This is a genomic window from Neoroseomonas marina (assembly GCF_012927745.1).
Classification (GTDB): Bacteria; Pseudomonadota; Alphaproteobacteria; order Acetobacterales; family Acetobacteraceae; genus Neoroseomonas; species Neoroseomonas marina.
In genome coordinates this window covers 275,664-294,168 of record NZ_JABBKX010000002.1, presented here as the reverse complement: position 1 = coordinate 294,168, position 18,505 = coordinate 275,664, and the positions used below count along the sequence as shown (strand labels likewise).

Below are 18,505 nucleotides of genomic sequence, written 5' to 3'. Positions count from 1 at the left end.
TCGCGTCGCATTCGCGGTCTAATGGCGATCGGGGAAACGGAGAACGCCACGGCATGGCAACGGGACAGCCGTCGGGCGCCAGGCAGCGGACACCGCGCGCCTTTCCGCGCGGGCGCAGCGCGGACGATGGCGCCCGCGCCGCGGTGCGCGCGGCGCTGGGCGATCTGCCGCTGCGGCGCGACATGCTCATCGAACATCTTCATGCCTTGCAGGGACGCCACGGCGCGCTGTTGCCCGCGCATCTCGTCGCACTGGCGGAGACGCTGCGCCTCGCGCCCGTCGAGGTGTTCGAGGTCGCGACCTTCTACGCGCATTTCGAGGTGCTGGCCGATGGCGAGGCAGCACCGCGGCCCGCGATCCATGTCTGCGGCGGACTGCCCTGCGCGATGCGGCCGCGGCCGGCATTGCCGGCCGGCGCGCGGATCGTCGAGGCCCCCTGCATGGGCGCCTGCGACGAGGCCCCGGCCTGCACCGCCCGGCCGCGCGACATCGCCACGCCCGCGCCACGGCCGATGCCGGTGCTCGATGCGCTGCGCGCGGGCCGATTGACGCGCGATGCGATCCTCGACGCCCTGGACGTCGCGGGGCTGCGCGGCATGGGCGGCGCCGGCTTCCCGGTCGCGCGCAAGTGGCGCGCCGTGCTGGCGCAGCCTGGTCCGCGCCACCTCGTGGTGAATGCCGACGAAGGCGAGCCCGGCACCTTCAAGGATCGCTGGTGCCTGGAACGCGAACCGCATCGCGTGCTGGAAGGCGCGCTGATCGCTGCCGAGGCGATCGATGCCGACGCCATCTGGCTCTACATCCGCGACGAGTATCCCGAGGCGCGGCGCATCCTCGCGGAGATGATCCCCGCCCTGCCCGCGCGACGCCCGGTGCATCTGCGGCGCGGCGCAGGCGCCTATGTCTGTGGCGACGAGACGGCGCTGCTCGAAAGCCTCGAGGGCAAGCGCGGCTATCCCCGCCACAAGCCACCCTTCCCCGGCGAGCGCGGGCTGTTCGGTCGCCCGACGCTGATCCACAACGTCGAGACGCTGTGGTGGCTGCCGGAACTGCTCGCGACACCTGACGCGCCGGCGCGCTTCGCCGCCGCCGGCCGCAACGGGCACAAGGGCGAGCGGCTGTTCAGCCTGTCCGGCCGCGTGAAGCGCCCTGGCGTCTATTGCGCGCCGATCGGCATCACCGCGCGCGACCTCATCGAGGCCCAGGGCGGCGGGATGGAGGAGGGGCACCGCTTCGCGGCCTACCTGCCCGGCGGCGCCTCGGGCGGCATCCTGCCGGCGACGATGGCAGATCTGCCGCTCGCCTTCGGCGTGCTGGAACCGCTGGGCTGCTTCGTCGGATCCGGCGCCGTCGTCGTGCTCTCGGACCGCGACGATCTGGCGGACGCGGCGCGCAACCTGCTGCGCTTCTTCCGCGATGAATCCTGCGGGCAATGCACGCCCTGCCGGGTCGGCACGCAGAAGGCGGTGCACCTGCTGGAAGCACCGCGCTGGGACCGCTCGCTGCTCGAGGACCTTGCCCAGGCCATGGCGGATGGGTCGATCTGCGGCCTCGGCCAGGCGGCGATGAACCCGGTGCGCGCGCTGCTGCGGCATTTCCCGAAGGAGGCCGCGCCATGACGCGCTTTCTGCTCGACGGGCGCGAGGTCGCGGCGGCGCCGGGCGAGACGATCTGGACCGTGGCGCAGCGCGAGGGCGTGGCGATCCCGCATCTCTGCCATCGCCCCGCGCCGGGCTACCGGCCGGACGGGAACTGCCGCGCCTGCCTGGTCGAGATCGACGGCGAGCGGACCCTCGCGGCGTCCTGCATCCGCACGCCGCGCGAGGGCATGGTGGTGAAGACCGCGACGCCGCGCGCCGATCACGCGCGGCGGATGGTCTTCGAACTGCTGATGACCGACATGCCCGGGCCGGAAGGGCGCGACACGCACGGCACCTTCGCGCGCTGGGCGGCGACGCTCGGCGTGACGCGATCGCGCTTCACGCCCGATGCGCGGCCGGCGCCGGATCTCTCGCACCCGGCCATGGCCGTCGCACTCGACGCCTGCATCGCCTGCGGGCTGTGCGAGCGCGCCTGCCGCGAGGTGCAGCACAACGACGTCATCGGCCTCGCGCATCGCGGCGCCGGGGTGACCGTCGCCTTCGACCTGCTCGATCCCATGGGCGCGTCGTCCTGCGTCGGCTGCGGGGAATGCGTACAGGCCTGTCCGACCGGGGCGTTACTGCCGAAATCGGTGCTCGACGACCACGGCCATCGCGCAGCGGCGCCGGTGCGGGAGGTCGCAAGCGTCTGCCCCTATTGCGGCGTCGGCTGCCAGGTCGGCTTCCGCGTGCGCGACGGCCGCATCGAGGAAGTCGTCGGCCGCGACGGCCCGGCCAACCAGGGACGGCTCTGCGTGAAGGGCCGCTTCGGCTTCGACTACCTCGCGCATCCCGACCGTCTGACGACGCCGCTGGTCCGCATCGACGGCGCGGCCAAGGATCCGGCGGATTGCCTCGACCCGGCGCGGGCGCGGGCGAAGTTCCGCGAGGCGACGTGGGAGGAAGCGATGGGCCGCGCCGCCTCCGGCCTGCTGCGCATCCGCGACGGCGCCGGGCCTGGCGCGCTCGCCGGCTTCGGCAGCGCCAAGGGGTCGAACGAGGAGGCGTATCTGTTCCAGAAGCTCGTGCGCACGGGGTTCGGGACGAACAACGTCGATCACTGCACGCGGCTCTGCCACGCCTCCTCGGTCGCCGCGCTGCTGGAAGGGATCGGCAGCGGCGCGGTGACGGCGCCCTTCACCGCGGTGAAGGATGCCGATCTGATCTTCCTGATCGGCGCGCGGCCGACCGAGAACCACCCGGTCGCCGCGACCTTCCTGAAGGACGCGGTGGCGCGCGGGGCGATGCTCGTCACCGCCGATCCGCGCGGCAGCGCGCTGGATCGCTGCGCCACCGAGGTGCTGCGGTTCGCGCCCGGGCAGGATGTCGCGCTGCTCAACGCCATGCTGCACGTCATCCTGGCCGAGAACCTGCACGACGCGGCCTTCGTCGCCGGGCGCGTCGACGGCATCGAGCGGCTGCGCTCCCATGTCGCGGCCTATGCGCCGGAGGCGATGGAAGCGCGCTGCGGCGTGCCGGCCGACCAGATCCGCCGCGTCGCGCGGCGCTACGCGGCCTCGCCCGCCGCACTGACGCTGTGGGGCATGGGCATCTCCCAATCCGTGCACGGGACGGACAATGCGCGGGCGCTCATCGCCCTCGCGCTGGTCTGCGGGCATGTCGGCAAGCCGGGCGCGGGGCTGCATCCCCTGCGCGGGCAGAACAACGTGCAGGGCGCATCCGATGCCGGGCTGATCCCGATGATGCTGCCCGACTACCACCGCACCGACGATCCCGCCGCCCATGCGGCGATGGAGGCGCTGTGGGGCGTGGCCCTCGATCCGCGCCCCGGGCTGACGGTGGTCGAGATCCTCGAGGCCGCGGGCCGCGGGGAGATCCGGGGCATGTTCATCATGGGCGAGAACCCCGCGATGTCGGATCCGGACCTCGCCCATGCCCGCGCGGCGCTGGCGCGGCTGGATCACCTGGTGGTGCAGGACCTCTTCCTGACCGAGACGGCCGCGCTGGCCGACGTGGTGCTGCCGGCCTCGGCCTGGCCGGAGAAGGACGGCACCGTCACCAACAGCAACCGCACGGTCCAGATGGGCCGCGCGGCCGTGCCGCTGCCGGGCGGGGCGCGGCAGGACCTCTCCATCATCGTGGACCTGGCGCGGCGGCTCGGCCTGCCCTGGACCTACGCCCATCCGCGGGAGGTCTTCGCCGAGATGGCGCAGGCCATGCCGAGCCTCGCGAACATCACCTGGGAGCGGCTGGCGCGGCAGAACGCCGTCACCTACCCGAGTCCCGCGCCGGATGCGCCGGGGCGCGAGATCGTCTTCGCCGACCGTTTCCCCACGCCCGACGGCCGGGCACGGCTGGTGCCGGCCGGGGTTTCGGACCCCGCCGAGGCGCCGGATGCGGACTACCCCTTCATGCTCACCACCGGCCGCGCGCTGGAGCACTGGCACACCGGCGCCATGACCCGCCGGGCGGGGGTGCTCGATGCGCTGGAGCCGGCGGCGACCGTCTCCCTCGCCCCCGCCGAACTGCGACGGCTGGGCGTCGCGCCGGGGGACCGGGTGCGGGTGACGACGCGGCGGGGGATGGTGGAATGCGCCTCCCGCGCCGATCCGGCGCTGCCGGACGGCATGGTCTTCCTGCCCTTCGCCTTCCGCGAGGCCGCGGCGAACCTGCTGACGGACCCGCGGCTGGACCCGATCGGGCACATTCCCGGCTTCAAGCTCTGCGCCGCGCGCGTGGAAGCCGCCCGAACGCGCGCTTGACCGGGCCGGGCGCGAGGATCAAGGGAGGCCCACACCATGTCCTTCCAAGACCTTCCCGCGCCGCTGCAGGCCGCGCTCACCGGGCGCGGCTATGCCGAGCCGACCCCTGTCCAGTCCGCCGTCCTCCAGCCGGAGACGGCCGGGCGCGACCTTCTCGTCTCCGCCCAGACCGGGTCGGGCAAGACCGTGGCCTATGGCCTGGCCCTCGCACCGGAACTGATGGGCGATGCGCCGCGCCTGCCGCCGGCCGCCGCACCGCTCGCGCTGATCGTGGCGCCCACGCGCGAACTCGCGCTGCAGGTGAAGGCGGAACTCGCCTGGCTTTACGCGCCGGCGGGCGGGCGGATCGTCTCCTGCGTCGGCGGCATGGACCCGGTGGCGGAGCGGCGGATGCTCTCCCACGGGGCGCATATCGTCGTCGGCACGCCGGGGCGGCTGCGCGACCACCTGGAACGCGGCAACCTCGATCCCTCCGCGCTGCGCGCGGTCGTGCTGGACGAGGCGGACGAGATGCTCGACCTCGGCTTCCAGGAGGAGCTCGAGGCGATCCTCGAGGAAGTGCCGGAAGGCCGCCGGACGCTGATGTTCTCGGCCACCGTGCCGCGGGGCATCGCCGCCCTGGCCAAGGGCTACCAGCGCGACGCGCTGCGCATCGAGGCCACATCGGCCGACGTCTCGCATGGCGATATCGAGCATCGCGCCCTGCTGGTTGCGCCGCATGAACTCGAACGCGCGGTGGTGAACCTGCTGCGGCTCGAGGATCCGCGCATCGCGATGGTGTTCTGCGCCACCCGCGCCGCCGTGGCGCGGCTGCAGGGCAACCTGTCGGAGCGCGGTTTCTCGACCGTCGCGCTGTCGGGCGAACTCTCCCAGGCCGAGCGGAACCGCGCGCTGCAGAACCTGCGCGACGGGCGGGCGCGCGTGTGCGTCGCGACCGACGTCGCGGCGCGCGGTATCGACCTGCCGGACCTCGGCCTCGTGATCCATGCCGAGATGCCGCGCGACCCGGAGACGCTGCTCCATCGCAGCGGCCGCACGGGCCGGGCGGGGCGCAAGGGCATCTCGGTGCTGCTGGTGCCGCATACGCGGCGGCGCGTGGGCGAGCGGCTCGTCGCCGCGGCCAAGATCAAGGCGACCTGGGGGCCGGCGCCCTCGGCCGAGGCGGTGCGCGCACGCGATGCCGAACGCCTGGTGGAACAGGCGCTCGCCCTGGCCGCCGAGGAACCGGCGGACGACGATGTCGCGGTCGCCCGCCGCCTGCTGGCCGACCCGGCGATCGCCGGGCGCGGTGTCGAAGGCCTGGCGGCCGCGCTGGTGCGCGTGCTGCGCGCGCCGCTGCCCGCACCGGAGGAGATCGCCGAGATCGCCGATCGCCCGCCCGCCCGCGCGCCGCGCGAAGCCCCGGCCGCGCCGGGCGGCGCCGACGAAGGCGGCGTCTGGTTCCGCATGGATGTCGGCCGCGACGGCCGCGCCGATCCGAAGTGGCTGCTGCCCTTCCTGTGCCGGCGCGGGCACGTCACGCGGCAGGAGATCGGGCGCATCCGCGTCCTGGCCCGGGAGACGCAGTTCGAGGTCGCGCCCTACGCCGCCCAGCGCTTCGCCGCCGCGGCGCGGCGCGCGGAGGGCGAGGACGCCCATATCCGCATCATCCCGATGCAGCCGGTGAAGGGGCCGGCGCGGCGCCCAAGGCGCTAATCGAAGGTCGGGGGAGGGGAACCTCCCCCGAACCCCCCTCCCTTCCTTGGTCACCTGGTTCCAAAGGAGGTTGAGGGGGGGTTTCGGGGGGAGACGTTCCCCCGTCTTCAGCTCCGCTTCGGCGGATCCCGCGACAGCCCGCGGGCGCCGAGTTCGGCGAGATACGTCGCCCAGCGCGCTTCCTGGTCCTGACCCAGCGTACGCAGGTACTCCCAGGAAAAGATCCCGGTGTCGTGCAGGTCGTCGAAGACGATCCGCACCGCGTAGTTGCCCACGGGTTCGATGCGCATGATGCCGACATGACGGCGGCCCGCGACGATCACCTTCTGGTCCGGCGAATGGCCCTGCACCTCGGCGCTGGGGCTCTCGACCCGCAGGTATTCGGCCGGCAGGCGGAAGCGCGCGCCGTCCGGCCAGGCGACTTCCAGCACCTGCTCGGCGCGCTTGAGGCGGATTTCGGTGGGCGCGGGCATCAGTCGGCGAGCTTGCGCGCCTCGTCCGGCAGCATGATCGGGATGCCGTCGCGGATCGGGTAGGCGAGGCCTGCGCGTTCGCTGATCAGCTCGCCCTTCTCGCGGTCGTAGCGCAGCGGCCCCTTGGTCACGGGGCAGACCAGGATCTCGAGCAGTTTCGGATCGACGGCCCCGCCCGCCGGCTGTGCGTCACTCATCGTCGTGTCCTTCGGTCATCATGTCCCAGGGCGCCGCAGCTTCACTGCCGCGCGGCGCGTCGTCCACTCGGCACGCCGCTGCGCCATGCGAGCGCGCGCGTCAGCTCGGCCTCCCCTCGGCCGGCGCATTCGCCGCCGCACCCATGTGCATGAGTGCAACGAGGATCTGCGCGCGTTCCGTCGGATCCGCGGCTTCGAGCAGCGCCTGCTTCTCCGGGACGTCGAACGGGCAGACCATCGCGAGCGTGGTCACCAGCGTCGCATCGGGCATCTGCTCGATCGCGTCCCAGTTCGCCTCGATGCCGCGGGCGCGGAAATAGGGCCGCAAGGCGCCGAGCAGCGCGGCCCGATCCAGCACCGGCGCATTGCCGTCGAGCACCAGGTCGCGCGAGAACTCGGTGTAGTCGACGCGCGCGCTGCGGTAGCCACTTTCGTCGAGCGGCCGTTCCTCCAGGATGCGGAAGCGCGCCAGGCCGGTCAGCGTGATGAGAAGCCGCCCGTCATCCGTCTCGCTGAAGGAAGACAGACGGCCGAGGCAGCCGATGCGGTACAGCCCCGGCCCGCCATCGGTGCGCGGCAGGCGCAGGTCGGGTTGGATCATGCCGAACATGCGGCCATTCGCCAGGGCGTCGAGCGTCATGGCGAGGTAGCGCGGCTCGAAGATGTTCAGCGGCAGCTTTCCCTGCGGCAACAGCAGGGCGCCGGGGAGCGGGAAGATCCCGATCTCCTCCGGCAGCTCCGCCAGCCGCGGATGGAAAGGCGCCATGGGCCTCTCAGCGGAACAGCAGGGTCGACAGCTTGCGCCGTCCGGCCTTGGTCGCCGGCTCCTCGAAGCCCCAGGCCTCGAAGAACTTCAGCAGCTGCTTGCGGGCGGCTTCCTCGTTCCAGGTGCGGTCGCGGCGGATCGCCTCGATCAGCGCGTCCACCGCGCCTTCGCGGTTGCCCGCGGCGTTGAGCGCGACGGCGAGCTCGATGCGCGCCTCGTGGTCGTCGGCGTTGGCGGCGATCCGCTCCTCGAACTGGGAGAGCATCTCGCGCGCCCGGCGTCCCTCGACCTCGAGCTCGATCGCGCTGCGGGCGGCAGTGATCTCGGGGGCGTCCTTGATCTTCGCCGGCGCGCTGTCGAGGATCGCCAGCGCCTGCTCCTCCTCGCCGAGCGCGAGCAGGGCGCGGGCGACGCCGGCGAGTGCCTTGGCGTTCTCCGGTTCCTGCTGCGACAGCGCGCCGAAGAGCTCGAGCGCCGCGGCATGGTCACCCTGGGCGACGGCCGCCTCGGCCTCGGCCAGCAGGTCCGCGGTGGGCATCTGGCCGCCGGCGGCCTTCAGCAGGCCTTCGATGAAGCGCTTCACCTCGGATTCCGGGAGCGCGCCCTGGAACAGATCCAGGATCTGGCCCTGCCAGAAGGCGACGACCGTCGGCACGGATTGCAGCGGCAGGCCCATCTGGGTCAGCTGCGCGACCAGCTGGCGGTTCTTGTCGATGTCGATCTTGACCAGGCGCACGCGGCCGCCGGCGGCGTTCACCACCTTCTCGAGCGCCGGGGTCAGCGTCTTGCAGGGGCCGCACCAGGTGGCCCAGAAATCCACCAGGACGGGAACCTGGCGCGACGCCTCGACCACGTCCTGCATGAAGGTCTTCTGGTCGCCGTCCTTGATCACGCCTTCGGCGGCGGCGGTCGCGCCCTGGCGGGCGGGGTCGAAGATCACGTCCATGTCAGGCATTCCTCGGGCTTGTCCGGCATGGCCGGGCGCTCTTCGGCTCCATATGCGCCGTCCACAGCGCGACGCAAGCCGCATCGTGCGGCAGAGCGGCGGAGGAACCGACCATGACCACCCGCCTTGATGGCGATGCGCGCTTCGGGACGCCCTGCGAATCCTGGCAGCTGCAGGTGGGGCTCGACGGGGCGACGGACCTGATCGCCGCGCAGGCGCAGTTCGACGCGGCGGCATTCCATGTCGTTCCGGCCGCGGCCCTGCACGTCACGGTGTTGCCCTTGATCGACGCGGCTGAGACCTTCCCCACCGCGAAGTCGTTGCTGTGGGACCGGCACGGGCCGGATTGGCAGGCGGCCATCGCCCTGGCCTGCATGCGCCTGAGGCCCTTTCGGCTGCGCTTCACCCGGCTGCGCGTCGATGCCCGGGCAGTGATCGCCATGGACGAGGCCAATCCGTTCGCCGCATTGCGGCGCGACCTGGCCGGTGCCTGCGCCCTGCCGCAGCGGCCGGTCCGCATGCCGGACATCACCCATGTGACGCTGCTGCGTGCCCGTCGTGCGTCCGTCGCGCCGTTGCCCGACCGGCCGCCGACGGTGGCGGCGGAGATCCCGGTCACCCGGCTGCGGCTGGTGCGGGAGACGGTTTTCCCGACGCTCGCCTTCGAGATCCTCGCCGAGTTCGTGCTCTAGGCCCCGCGCGGTCAGGCCGCGTCGAAGTCGATCACGGTCGCCGCGTGTCCCAGCCCGGCCAGGAACCGGAGCAGATCGGCCGGTGCGAGGCCCGTGCTGGCCGCATTGGTGAGCGGATGGACCCAGATCCGATCGAAGCCGTCGACGAGGTGGCGGTCGATCACGAAGCGGACCTGATCCGGGCGCGCATTGACCAGGCCCAACGGCGTGACCGAGCCGGGAGGGACGCCGAGGGTCGCGACGAGTTCCTCGGCGCTCGCCATCCGGACCTTGCCGGCGTTGGCCATGCGCGCGAGGGCGTTGACCGAGACCTGGCGTTCCTCCTCGAGCGTCGCGAGGAGAAAGGGGCCCTCCCCCTTGGCGGGCCTGAGGAACAGGTTCTTGGTGTGGCCGCCGGGCAGTTCGCCGCGCAGGTCCCGGCTTTCCGCGACCGTGAAGACGGGCGGGTGGTGGCGGGTCTCGGCGGCGATGCCGGCGGCGGCGAGGCGGGCGAGCAGGCCCTCGGGCGTTTCGGGCATTCAGTCCAGTTTGATGTTGTTGGCGCGGACGACCCGCCCCCATACCTCGATCTCGTTGTCGAGCCACGTCCTGAAGCTGTCGGGGCCTTCCACGCGGTTCACGGCGCCGAGCGCGGTGATGCGTTCGGCCGTGGCGGGGACGGCCATGGCGGTGCGGATCTCGCCCGCGAGGCGGTTGACCATCGGCGCCGGCGTCCCGCCCTGGGCGAGGATGCCCTGCCAGGTGCCGCTGTCCGCCGCCGGCCAGCCGAGTTCCTGGAAGGTCGGGACATCGGGAAAGTCGGCGAGGCGGGCCGGGCCGGTGACGGCGATCGGCCGCAGCGTGCCCTGCTTGCAGAAGGGGGCGGTCGCGGTCGCGCCGTTGATGATCATCTGCGATTCGCCGGCCGCGACGGCCGTGAGTGCCGCCGCGCCGCCGCGATAGGGGACCTGGGTGAGGTCCGCGCCCCAATGCTGCGTGACCAGCAGCCCGGTGAGGTGGTTGCCGACGCCGATTCCGGCATGGCCGACATTCACGCGCTGCGGGTTCGCCTTGGCGTAGGCGACCAGTTCCGCGGCGTTGCGCGCGGGGACCGAGGGGTGCACCGCAAGGATGTACGGCGCGTAGATCAGCATGGTGACGGGGGCGAGGTCGCGCTTCAGGTCGAAGGGCAGGCGCGTGTAGAGGGAGGGCGCGGTCGCCAGCGTCGAGACATCGATCAGCAGCAGCGCATGGCCGTCCGGGGGCGATTTCGCCACGACGTCGGCGCCGATGTTGCCGCCCGCGCCGGTGCGGTTCTCCACCACCACATTCTGGCCGAAGCCGCGCGTGAGGTCCGGCGCCAGCAGCCGGGCGAGGATGTCCGAGGTCCCGCCCGGGGCGAAGGGGACGATGATGCGCACCGGCCGGTCGAAGGATTGGGCCCGGGCGCCGGTCAGCGCAGGCAGGGCGAGGGCGCCGGCCGTGAGGCCCAGCAGATGGCGGCGGTTCATGGTGGTTGTCCTCCCGGCGAGGGCCGTTGGCGGCAGGATCGCGCGGGATTTCCTGGGCTGTCGAGGGGTTGCGGAAAATCCGTCCCGAGGTGGCTTGCAATCCCGGAAGACCATGGTAGAAGCCCGGCCTCCGCACGGAGCGCGGGCGTAGCTCAGGGGTAGAGCACGACCTTGCCAAGGTCGGGGTCGAGGGTTCGAATCCCTTCGCCCGCTCCATTCTTCTCTCTCACAACCTGTCTCTCCTGGACGGTGCACCGCGCTGAGGCGCAGGCTTGGGAGGGGTTCGCCCGCAGACCTTGATACTTCGACTGCGCAACAGGGGCTCGGCGGGCGTCTCCGTCCTCCCAATTCTCTCCGGACCTTGGGACTTGGCCGCTTGAGTCGACAAGGTTTAGGGCGTTGTTTTTCCAGAGCTTTCGGCCGGAGCACGCCTCGAGAATTCAGCGACAGCATTGCTCAGGCAAACTATCAGACAGCCCGAATTCATGGGGCGCAGCCCCAAGATCCAGGGTCAGATCGTTCCGTATTCTGAATTCAGGAAGGTGGTGTTACCTTCCAACCATGGCGCGAATTCGGATTGGCCTGTCGGTATCGGGGCGACCAGCTTGAGCGAAACGGAGGCCGATACCTGCCGTCGGCATGTCGTGCCTGCCCTCCTGGGTGCCGGCTGGGACGCAGATCCGCACTCCATTGCCGAGCAGCGCACGATCACGGACGGCCGAATCGTTCCGGTCGGCCGTGGCTTCGTCCGCAAGCCGCCGAAGCGGGTAGACTTCCTTCTCCGCTACCGACGCGACTTCCCACTGGCGGTGGTCGAGGCCAAGGCCAGCTACAGACGTGCCACCGATGCCGTGCAGCAGGCGCGGCAGTACGCCGAGATGCTAGGGCTGAAATTCGCCTATGCGACGAACGGTCCCGAAATCATCGAGATCGACTACTTCACGGGCGCCGAGACCGCCCGCCCGTCCTATCCAACCCCGGCGGAACTCTGGTCCCGCTATCGGGCGGGGGCGGGCCTCGGGAGCGATCAGGCAGCCGATCGCCTGCTGACCCCCTTCAATCACACCGTCGGCAAGAACGAACGCTACTACCAGCAGAGCGCGATTAACCGCATCGTCGAGGCCATCCTGCAGGGCCAGCGTCGCTTGCTCGTCACCATGGCGACGGGCACGGGGAAGACCACGGTCGCCTTCCAGATCTGCTGGAAGCTCTGGAACAGCCGATGGAACCGTGGCGGCGCCCACCGCCGCCCGAAGATCCTCTATTTGGCCGACCGCAACATTCTCGTGGATCAGCCGAAGGACGGGATCTTCGCCGCCTTCGGCGACGCCCGCTGCAAGATCGAGTCGGGCGAGGTCGTCATGGGGCGCGAGATCTACTTCGCGATCTACCAGGCGCTTGCCGAGGACGCCTCCCGCGAAGGCCTATTCCGCGCCTACCCGCCCGATTTCTTCGACCTCGTCATCGTCGACGAGTGCCATCGCGGCAGCGCGCGCGATGACAGCTCCTGGCGCGTGATCCTCGAACACTTCGCGCCGGCCTTCCAACTGGGCATGACCGCCACGCCGCTGCGCGAGGACAACCGCGACAGCTACCGCTATTTCGGCAATCCGATCTACGAGTACAGCCTGCGCCAGGGAATCGATGACGGCTTCCTCGCCCCCTACCGGGTGCACCGGGTCATCACAGAATGGGACGCCGCCGGATGGCGGCCGAGCCAGGGCGACCTTGACCGCTACGGTCGTGAGATCCCCGACGACGAGTATCGCACGCAGGACTTCGAGCGCGTCATCGCCCTGCGCGCTCGCACCCAGGCCATCGCGAAGCACCTCGACGGCTTTCTGCGCAAGACGGATCGCTACGCCAAGACCATCGTCTTCTGCGTCGACCAGGAACACGCAGCCGAAATGCGCCAGGCACTGGTCGCGCTGAACGCGGACATGATGGCGCAGCACCCGGACTATGTGTGCCGTGTCACAGCCGATGAAGGCGACATCGGCCGCGGCCACCTCAGTCGCTTCCAGGACGTGGACACGCGCACGCCGACGATCCTCACCACCTCCCAGTTGCTGACGACCGGCGTGGACGCGCCGACCTGCAAGAACGTCGTACTGGCGCGCATCGTCGGCTCGATGAGCGAGTTCAAGCAGATCATCGGACGCGGCACGCGGGTGCGGGACGATTACGGGAAGCTCTGGTTCAACATCATCGACTACACCGGCTCCGCCACGCGCCTCTTTGCTGACCCCGCCTTCGATGGCGATCCCGCCCGCCTGACCGAGGAGGAGCTGAACGAAGCCGGCGACACCGTCTCCGAGACCGACATTCCGATCGAGGGCGCGGAATCCGAGCCGAAGCCCGGTGGGCCCGAGGTCATCGAACCACCCGAGGCGAGGCGCCAGAAATTCTACTTCGATGGCGGTCAGGTCGCGGTCGCCGCCCACCTCGTCTATGAGCTCGATCCATCCGGCGCGCAGCTCCGCGTCGTTCGCTACACCGACTATGCCGCCGAGAGCGTCCGCTCCCTCTATCCGACCTCGAAGGAGCTGCGTGCGGCCTGGATGGACGCGGCGGAGCGCTCCGCCATCGTGCAGCGCCTCGCAGAACGCGGCATCAGCTTCGACCAGCTGGCCGAGGCGGCGCAGCAGCCGGAGGCCGACCCCTTCGACCTGCTTTGCCACCTGGCCTTCAACGCACCGCTGCGCACGCGGCGGGAACGGGCGCAGCAGCTGCGCACGCGGCAGCCTGACGTGTTCACGAAATTCGGCCCCGAGGGCCGCGCGATCCTGGAGGAACTGTTGGAGAAGTACGCTGCCCACGGCGAGGCCGAATTCGTCCTGCCGGACGTGCTGAAGGTGCCGCCCATCTCCAACCATGGCCAGGTCGCCGACATCATCCGCCTGTTCGGCGGGGCGGACCAGCTGCGCGCCGCCGTCGCCGAACTGCAGGAACAGCTCTATGCCGCGTAAGCCCCGCGCCGCCCCCACAAAGCCGGCACTGACCACCGCGCAGACGCTCGGCTCCTTGCTGACGTCCGCCCGCAAGATCATGCGCAAGGACAAGGGGCTGAACGGCGACCTCGACCGGCTGCCGCTCCTCACCTGGATCATGTTCCTGAAGTTCCTCGATGACCTCGAGCAGCAGCGGGAGCAGGAAGCGGCGTTGGCCGGCACGCGCTTCCGGCCGGCGATCGAGCCGCCCTATCGCTGGCGTGATTGGGCAGCGAACCCGCAGGGGATAACCGGCGATGAGCTGCTGGCCTTCATCAACAACGATGAGGGCGTGCGGCCGGACGGCACGCGCGGCCCTGGCCTCTTCGCCTATCTGCGCGGGCTGACGAGCGTGAATGGCGATGACCGGCGGGACGTGATCGCCACCGTCTTCCGCGGCGTCGATAACCGCATGCGCAGCGGCTACCTGCTGCGCGACGTGATCGACAAGGTGAACGGCATCCACTTCACCTCGTCGGAGGAGCTGCACACCCTCGGCGCGCTTTACGAATCCATGCTGCGCGAGATGCGCGACGCGGCTGGCGATTCGGGCGAGTTCTACACGCCGCGCGCCGTGGTGCGCTTGATGGTCCAGGTGACCGACCCGCGCCTGGGCGAAACGGTGCTGGACCCCGCCGCCGGCACCGGCGGGTTCCTGGTCGAGGCCTTCGCGCATCTCGCCGGCCAGGTGCAGACGGTGGCCGACCGGCGCGTGCTGCAATCCGCCTCGCTCACGGGCTGCGAGCCGAAATCACTGCCCTATCTGCTCTGTCAGATGAACCTGCTGCTGCACGGGCTGGATGCGCCGCGCATCGACCCCGGCAACGCGCTGCGCCATCGCCTCACCGAGATCGGCGAGCGTGACCGGGTGGACGTAATCCTCACCAACCCGCCGTTTGCGGGTGAAGAAGAGCGAGGCATCCAAGGCAACTTCCCGGAGGACCGACAGTCAGCCGAGACGGCGCTGCTGTTCCTTCAGCTCATCATGCGCCGGCTGAAGCGGGCGCAGACGTCGGCGGGGCGACCAGCGCGCGCCGCGGTGGTTCTCCCAAACGGCACGCTGTTCGGCGATGGCGTCTGCGCGCGCATCAAGGCGGACATGCTAGAGCAGTTCAACCTGCACACCGTGCTGCGCCTGCCGGAGGGCGTGTTCGCACCGTACACCGACATCCCAACCAACGTGATCTTCTTCGACACTGCGGGGCCGACGCGGGACGTGTGGTTCTACGAGCAACCAATGCCGGAGGGGCGGCGGAAATACTCCAAGACGCGGCCGATCCAGTTCGAGGAGTTCGCGGATTGCATGGCCTGGTGGGGCCAGCGCGAGGAAGGCTCGCGGACCTGGAAGGTGAACGGGCCGGACCTGATTCGGCGCGACGAGGCGGGCCGCGTTGTCGCGGTGAACCTCGATCTGAAGAACCCGGCGGCGAAGGAGGCGGTGGACCACCGCGCGCCGGCCGAGATCATCGCAAGCGTGATCGAGAAGGAGCGGCGGGTCCTGGCGCTGCTCGACGAGATCAAGGCTTTAGTCGCTGAGCGGGTGGTGTAGACATGCATTCGCAGATCGTGCCGTTAGGCGATGTGCTAACGCCCGCAGGAGAGCCACATCGGGTCCAACCGGAGAGCAGCTACCCAAACATCGGAATCTACAGCTTCGGCCGTGGAGTCTTCGAAAAGCCACCGATCAACGGTAGCAGCACGAGTGCAACGACGTTGTTCCGCGTTCGCGCAGACCACTTCATTTACAGTCGTCTCTTCGCGTTCGAAGGTGCCTACGCCGTTGTACCGAAAGAGTTTGATGGCGCTTTCGTATCGAATGAGTTCCCAACCTTCGAATGCAAGCCGGAGCGGCTCCTGCCCGGCTTCATTGGCTGGTATTTCTCCCGGCCCGCCGTTTGGGCGCGTTTGGCTGAGGGCGGAAAGGGAATGGGCGACCGTCGAAAGCGTGTCCATCCTGAGCGCATTCTCGAGCATCGTATCCGGCTGCCAGACATCAGCGTACAGCGCCAACTACTCAAGAAGCTGGACGGCGTCGCGGCACGTATCGCACGCATTCGCACACTACAGACGGAGCTCGACGCGTTAGTGCCGGCGCTTGTGGAGGAGATTTTCCGCGACGTGGTGACATAGGGGACACCCGTCAGATGCGCCCACCCCGCTGGAAGGCCCTCGTCGACAAGAGCATCGCCGCCTGCTGCGCCGCGATTGAGATCTACAACAAGCCCGTCGTTCCGCACCGCGAGGAGACGTTCGCTATCCTGGTCGTAGCAGCCTGGGAGCTTCTGCTGAAGGCGCGCCTGATCCAGGAGAACGGCAATCAGCTGAAGGCGATCTACGAGACGGAGGCGGTGAAGCGGAAGGACGGTAAGCCGAGCAAGCGCAGGGCTATCCGACGGAACAAGGCCGGCAACCCCATCACCATCAGCATCTCCGCCGCCATTGAGCGCGCATGCGGACTGCCCGCGAAATCTCTCGACACGGCGTGCAAGGAGAACCTCGAACTGCTGGTCGAGGTCCGCAACAACGCGGTGCACTTCGTGAACGAGGATCGCGACCTCGCCATTCGCGTCCATGAAGTCGGCGTCGCCGCGCTGCGCAACTACGCCACCGCGCTCGCCGACTGGTTCGAGCATGACATCTCCGCCCTGCGTTTCGCGATCCTGCCGTTGTCCTTCGACGGCGCTATCGCCGCGCAGGTCGTCCCCGCCGCCAAGCGTAGTCAGCAAGCGCAGAACCTCCTCGCGCACATGGAGCGGGCGATCGCCGAAGCGCCGATATCGAGCGATGGGCGTTTTGCCGTGTCGCTACGGGTCGAGACGAAGATCGTTGGCGCTGGCACGCCGGACGCGGTGGCGATCAAGCTTGGCAAGGGACCGGGAGCGGTGCTGGTCGAGCTGACAGACGCCGAGTTCCTCAAGCGCTGGCCGCATGACCACAAGCAGTTGGTCGCCCTGGTGAAGAAGCGCATGCCGGGCGTGATCATCAACAACGCATTCCACGCGCATGTGCGGACGCTGCGTGCCGAGGAGCGATTCGCGAAGGATCGTCGCCTCGACCTGAGCAATCCGAAGTCGACCCTCAAGAAGACCTACTACAGCCAGGCGATGGTCGATGCGCTTGTCGCGCGGCTCAGTGGGTCAGGTGGCGGCGGCCATGCGTGATGACGTTCGACCTGGCAAGGTGGGAGGTGCGAAGGGATGCTGAGGCGCGTCGTCGCCGCGCAGTTCGACCGTCCCGCGCGCAGCGGCAAGACGCGTCCCCTCTTTCTCACCTGCATCGACGCAACCGGCGAGGAGGTTGAGGTGGTCGCGAAGCTGTCGGCTGGCTGCGAGCAGAAGGAGGTCAACCTCGCGCGCGAGGTGATCGCCGCCTGCCTCGCCGGTGACCTTGGTCTGCCAGTGGCCGAACCGCTCCTGGTGGAATTGTCACCCGCCTGGGTCGGCAGTGTGACTGATGCCGAGGTGCAGCGGGCCTTGCGTGCCGGCCTGTCGGTCGCGTTCGGATCGCGCCATGTCGGCAGCCAGTTTTCCACCTGGAAGCCAGAGACGCGGCTGAGCGCAGCCATGGTGCCGGTCGCGCTCGCTGTCTTTGTCTTCGATGCGCTGACCGCCAACCCTGACCGCCGCGTCGAGAACCCGAACTGCCTGGTGAAGGGCGAGCAGATCAAGATCTTCGATCACGAGATGGCGTTCACACACCATATGGTGATTCCTCGGCTCACGCCTTGGCGCCCCGGCGCCTTGCAGGACCTGATGACACCCGGTCGCCACATATTCCGTGACAAGCTGCGCGGGCAGGTGCTGGATTTCGCGCCGATCCGGACCGCCTGGGCGGCCTTGTCGGATGGCATGGTGGACGGCTATGTCGCCGCCTTGCCGGTCGAATGGGCCAGCGCGGCGGCGGACGCCGCCGCCGCGGTTCGGATGATCAAGGACGTCCGCGACCGGATGGAGGAATGCCTGGCTGAAATCGGGAGGGTTCTGGCATGACGCAGCGGCCCTACACCTACACCATTCTGCGCTACGTGCATGATCCGCGCGCTGGCGAGGCGCTGAACGTCGGCGTGGTCCTTCACGTCGCGGCCGAGCAGAAACTGCTGGTTCGCGTCCGCTCGACCTTTGGCCGGGTGAAGCGGGCGTTTCCCGATCTCGACGGCGAAGCCTTCAACCAGGCGCTGCGAGATGTCGAGCGCGGCATAGAACGTGTGGCCCGTGAGATGCAGAAGGGCGGCCTCCTTGCAGCCGCTGGCGACGCGGCGGCGTTCGCGCGGCGCGGCATGCCCGAGGATGACAGCGCGCTGCAGTGGTCGCCCGTCGGTTCTGGCCTCACGGACGACGGAGCTGCGACGCTCGACCGCCTGTATGACCGCTTCGTGCGGCGCCACGACGAGCGCGTGACGCGGCGTCGCGATGATGAGGAGGTCTGGCGTCCAGTGCGCGAGAAGCTGGTCGCGCGCGGCGTCTCGGTGCCATTCGAGGAAAAGACCTTTGCAGGCGAGGTCGACGCCATAACCTTCCAGCACGCCTGGAAGAACGGACACTGGCACGCCTACGAGGGCGTGTCTCTCGATCTCGCCAGCCAGGACGGCATCATCGAGAAGGCGCGGCGCTGGGTCGGTCATCTGACGACGGTGAAGGACGGCGTGACGGAGGAACTTAAGCTCCACCTCATCGTCGGCGCGCCGCAAGACCCGACGCTCGCCTCCGCCTATGACAAGGCGGTGGCGATGATCCGGAAGGCACCGCTGGCGCCGGAGGTGGTCGAGGAAGCCGAGATTGACGACCTGGTGTCCCGCATCGAGGACGATGTGAGGGCGCACGCTGACCAAGGCGAGCATACGCGCGTCCACCTGCGGCACTGATCGCGCACTGCAGTCGTCGAGAAGAGTCCGCG

Annotated in this window: 16 protein-coding genes and 1 tRNA gene; 11 read left to right on the top strand and 6 right to left on the bottom strand. The window is 69.7% G+C overall.

The annotated features are described in order from the left end of the window. The first annotated feature begins 53 nt into the window (after window positions 1–53). Genes GWK16_RS24970 through GWK16_RS06630 form a run of 3 tightly spaced genes read left to right on the top strand, consistent with a single transcriptional unit; the run spans window position 54 to window position 6,058 of the window. Window positions 54–1,619, top strand: a complete 1,566-nt coding sequence (locus tag GWK16_RS24970; protein ID WP_211187171.1) for an NADH-ubiquinone oxidoreductase-F iron-sulfur binding region domain-containing protein — start codon at window positions 54–56, stop codon at window positions 1,617–1,619. Next, entirely contained in the window at window positions 1,616–4,363 is a 2,748-nt protein-coding gene (gene fdhF / locus GWK16_RS06635; protein ID WP_211187170.1) for a formate dehydrogenase subunit alpha, read from the top strand. The genes GWK16_RS24970 and fdhF overlap by 4 nt, the downstream gene beginning before the upstream one ends. Window positions 4,364–4,399: 36 nt before the next feature. Next, window positions 4,400–6,058: a DEAD/DEAH box helicase gene (locus GWK16_RS06630; protein WP_170053165.1), complete on the top strand. Its 1,659-nt coding sequence runs from the start codon at window positions 4,400–4,402 to the stop codon at window positions 6,056–6,058. 107 nt (window positions 6,059–6,165) lie between these two features. On the opposite strand, the gene GWK16_RS06625 is transcribed toward GWK16_RS06630, so the two are convergent. The 4 genes from GWK16_RS06625 to GWK16_RS06610 all read right to left on the bottom strand — a co-directional run bounded on the left by GWK16_RS06625 (window position 6,166) and on the right by GWK16_RS06610 (window position 8,440). Beyond that, entirely contained in the window at window positions 6,166–6,531 is a 366-nt protein-coding gene (locus GWK16_RS06625; protein WP_170053164.1) for a gamma-butyrobetaine hydroxylase-like domain-containing protein, read from the bottom strand. Next, window positions 6,531–6,728 (bottom strand): Trm112 family protein, encoded by a 198-nt coding sequence (locus tag GWK16_RS06620; protein ID WP_170053163.1) that lies wholly within the window; start codon window positions 6,726–6,728, stop codon window positions 6,531–6,533. Before GWK16_RS06620 ends, GWK16_RS06625 begins: the two co-directional genes overlap by 1 nt. Window positions 6,729–6,828: 100 nt before the next feature. Continuing rightward, the gene (locus GWK16_RS06615) at window positions 6,829–7,494 is read right to left on the bottom strand and encodes an LON peptidase substrate-binding domain-containing protein (RefSeq protein ID WP_170053162.1); all 666 of its coding nucleotides are present in this window, start codon (window positions 7,492–7,494) and stop codon (window positions 6,829–6,831) included. 7 nt (window positions 7,495–7,501) lie between these two features. Continuing rightward, complete coding sequence (locus GWK16_RS06610; protein ID WP_170053161.1) at window positions 7,502–8,440, bottom strand: tetratricopeptide repeat protein; 939 nt, start codon at window positions 8,438–8,440, stop codon at window positions 7,502–7,504. Window positions 8,441–8,553: 113 nt separating this feature from the next. Here GWK16_RS06610 and GWK16_RS06605 point away from each other — a divergent pair, with 113 nt between their 5' ends. After that, window positions 8,554–9,132 (top strand): 2'-5' RNA ligase family protein, encoded by a 579-nt coding sequence (locus GWK16_RS06605; protein ID WP_170053160.1) that lies wholly within the window; start codon window positions 8,554–8,556, stop codon window positions 9,130–9,132. Between the two features lie 11 nt (window positions 9,133–9,143). On the opposite strand, the gene GWK16_RS06600 is transcribed toward GWK16_RS06605, so the two are convergent. Continuing rightward, the gene (locus tag GWK16_RS06600) at window positions 9,144–9,650 is read right to left on the bottom strand and encodes a prolyl-tRNA synthetase associated domain-containing protein (RefSeq protein ID WP_170053159.1); all 507 of its coding nucleotides are present in this window, start codon (window positions 9,648–9,650) and stop codon (window positions 9,144–9,146) included. Continuing rightward, window positions 9,651–10,622 (bottom strand): Bug family tripartite tricarboxylate transporter substrate binding protein, encoded by a 972-nt coding sequence (locus GWK16_RS06595; protein WP_170053158.1) that lies wholly within the window; start codon window positions 10,620–10,622, stop codon window positions 9,651–9,653. 141 nt (window positions 10,623–10,763) lie between these two features. Between GWK16_RS06595 and GWK16_RS06590 the strand changes: the two genes are divergently transcribed. The 7 genes from GWK16_RS06590 (at window position 10,764) to GWK16_RS06560 (ending at window position 18,473) form a co-directional block, all read left to right on the top strand. After that, window positions 10,764–10,838, top strand: a tRNA-Gly gene (locus tag GWK16_RS06590). Window positions 10,839–11,227: 389 nt separating this feature from the next. After that, on the top strand, window positions 11,228–13,591 hold the full coding sequence (gene hsdR, locus GWK16_RS06585; protein WP_170053777.1) for an EcoAI/FtnUII family type I restriction enzme subunit R: 2,364 nt from the start codon (window positions 11,228–11,230) through the stop codon (window positions 13,589–13,591). Beyond that, a complete protein-coding gene (locus GWK16_RS06580) occupies window positions 13,497–15,161 on the top strand; it encodes a type I restriction-modification system subunit M (protein WP_211187168.1) in 1,665 nt (554 codons plus the stop codon). Before hsdR ends, GWK16_RS06580 begins: the two co-directional genes overlap by 95 nt. 2 nt (window positions 15,162–15,163) lie before the next feature. Then, entirely contained in the window at window positions 15,164–15,742 is a 579-nt protein-coding gene (locus tag GWK16_RS06575) for a restriction endonuclease subunit S domain-containing protein (protein ID WP_170053157.1), read from the top strand. Between the two features lie 14 nt (window positions 15,743–15,756). Further along, a complete protein-coding gene (locus GWK16_RS06570) occupies window positions 15,757–16,773 on the top strand; it encodes a DUF3644 domain-containing protein (RefSeq protein WP_170053156.1) in 1,017 nt (338 codons plus the stop codon). 36 nt (window positions 16,774–16,809) lie between these two features. Beyond that, on the top strand, window positions 16,810–17,601 hold the full coding sequence (locus GWK16_RS06565; RefSeq protein WP_170053155.1) for a HipA family kinase: 792 nt from the start codon (window positions 16,810–16,812) through the stop codon (window positions 17,599–17,601). Then, window positions 17,598–18,473 carry a DUF3037 domain-containing protein gene (locus tag GWK16_RS06560; protein WP_170053154.1) on the top strand — a complete coding sequence of 292 codons (876 nt, stop codon included), beginning with the start codon at window positions 17,598–17,600 and terminating at the stop codon, window positions 18,471–18,473. The genes GWK16_RS06565 and GWK16_RS06560 overlap by 4 nt, the downstream gene beginning before the upstream one ends. Window positions 18,474–18,505 lie beyond the last annotated feature (32 nt).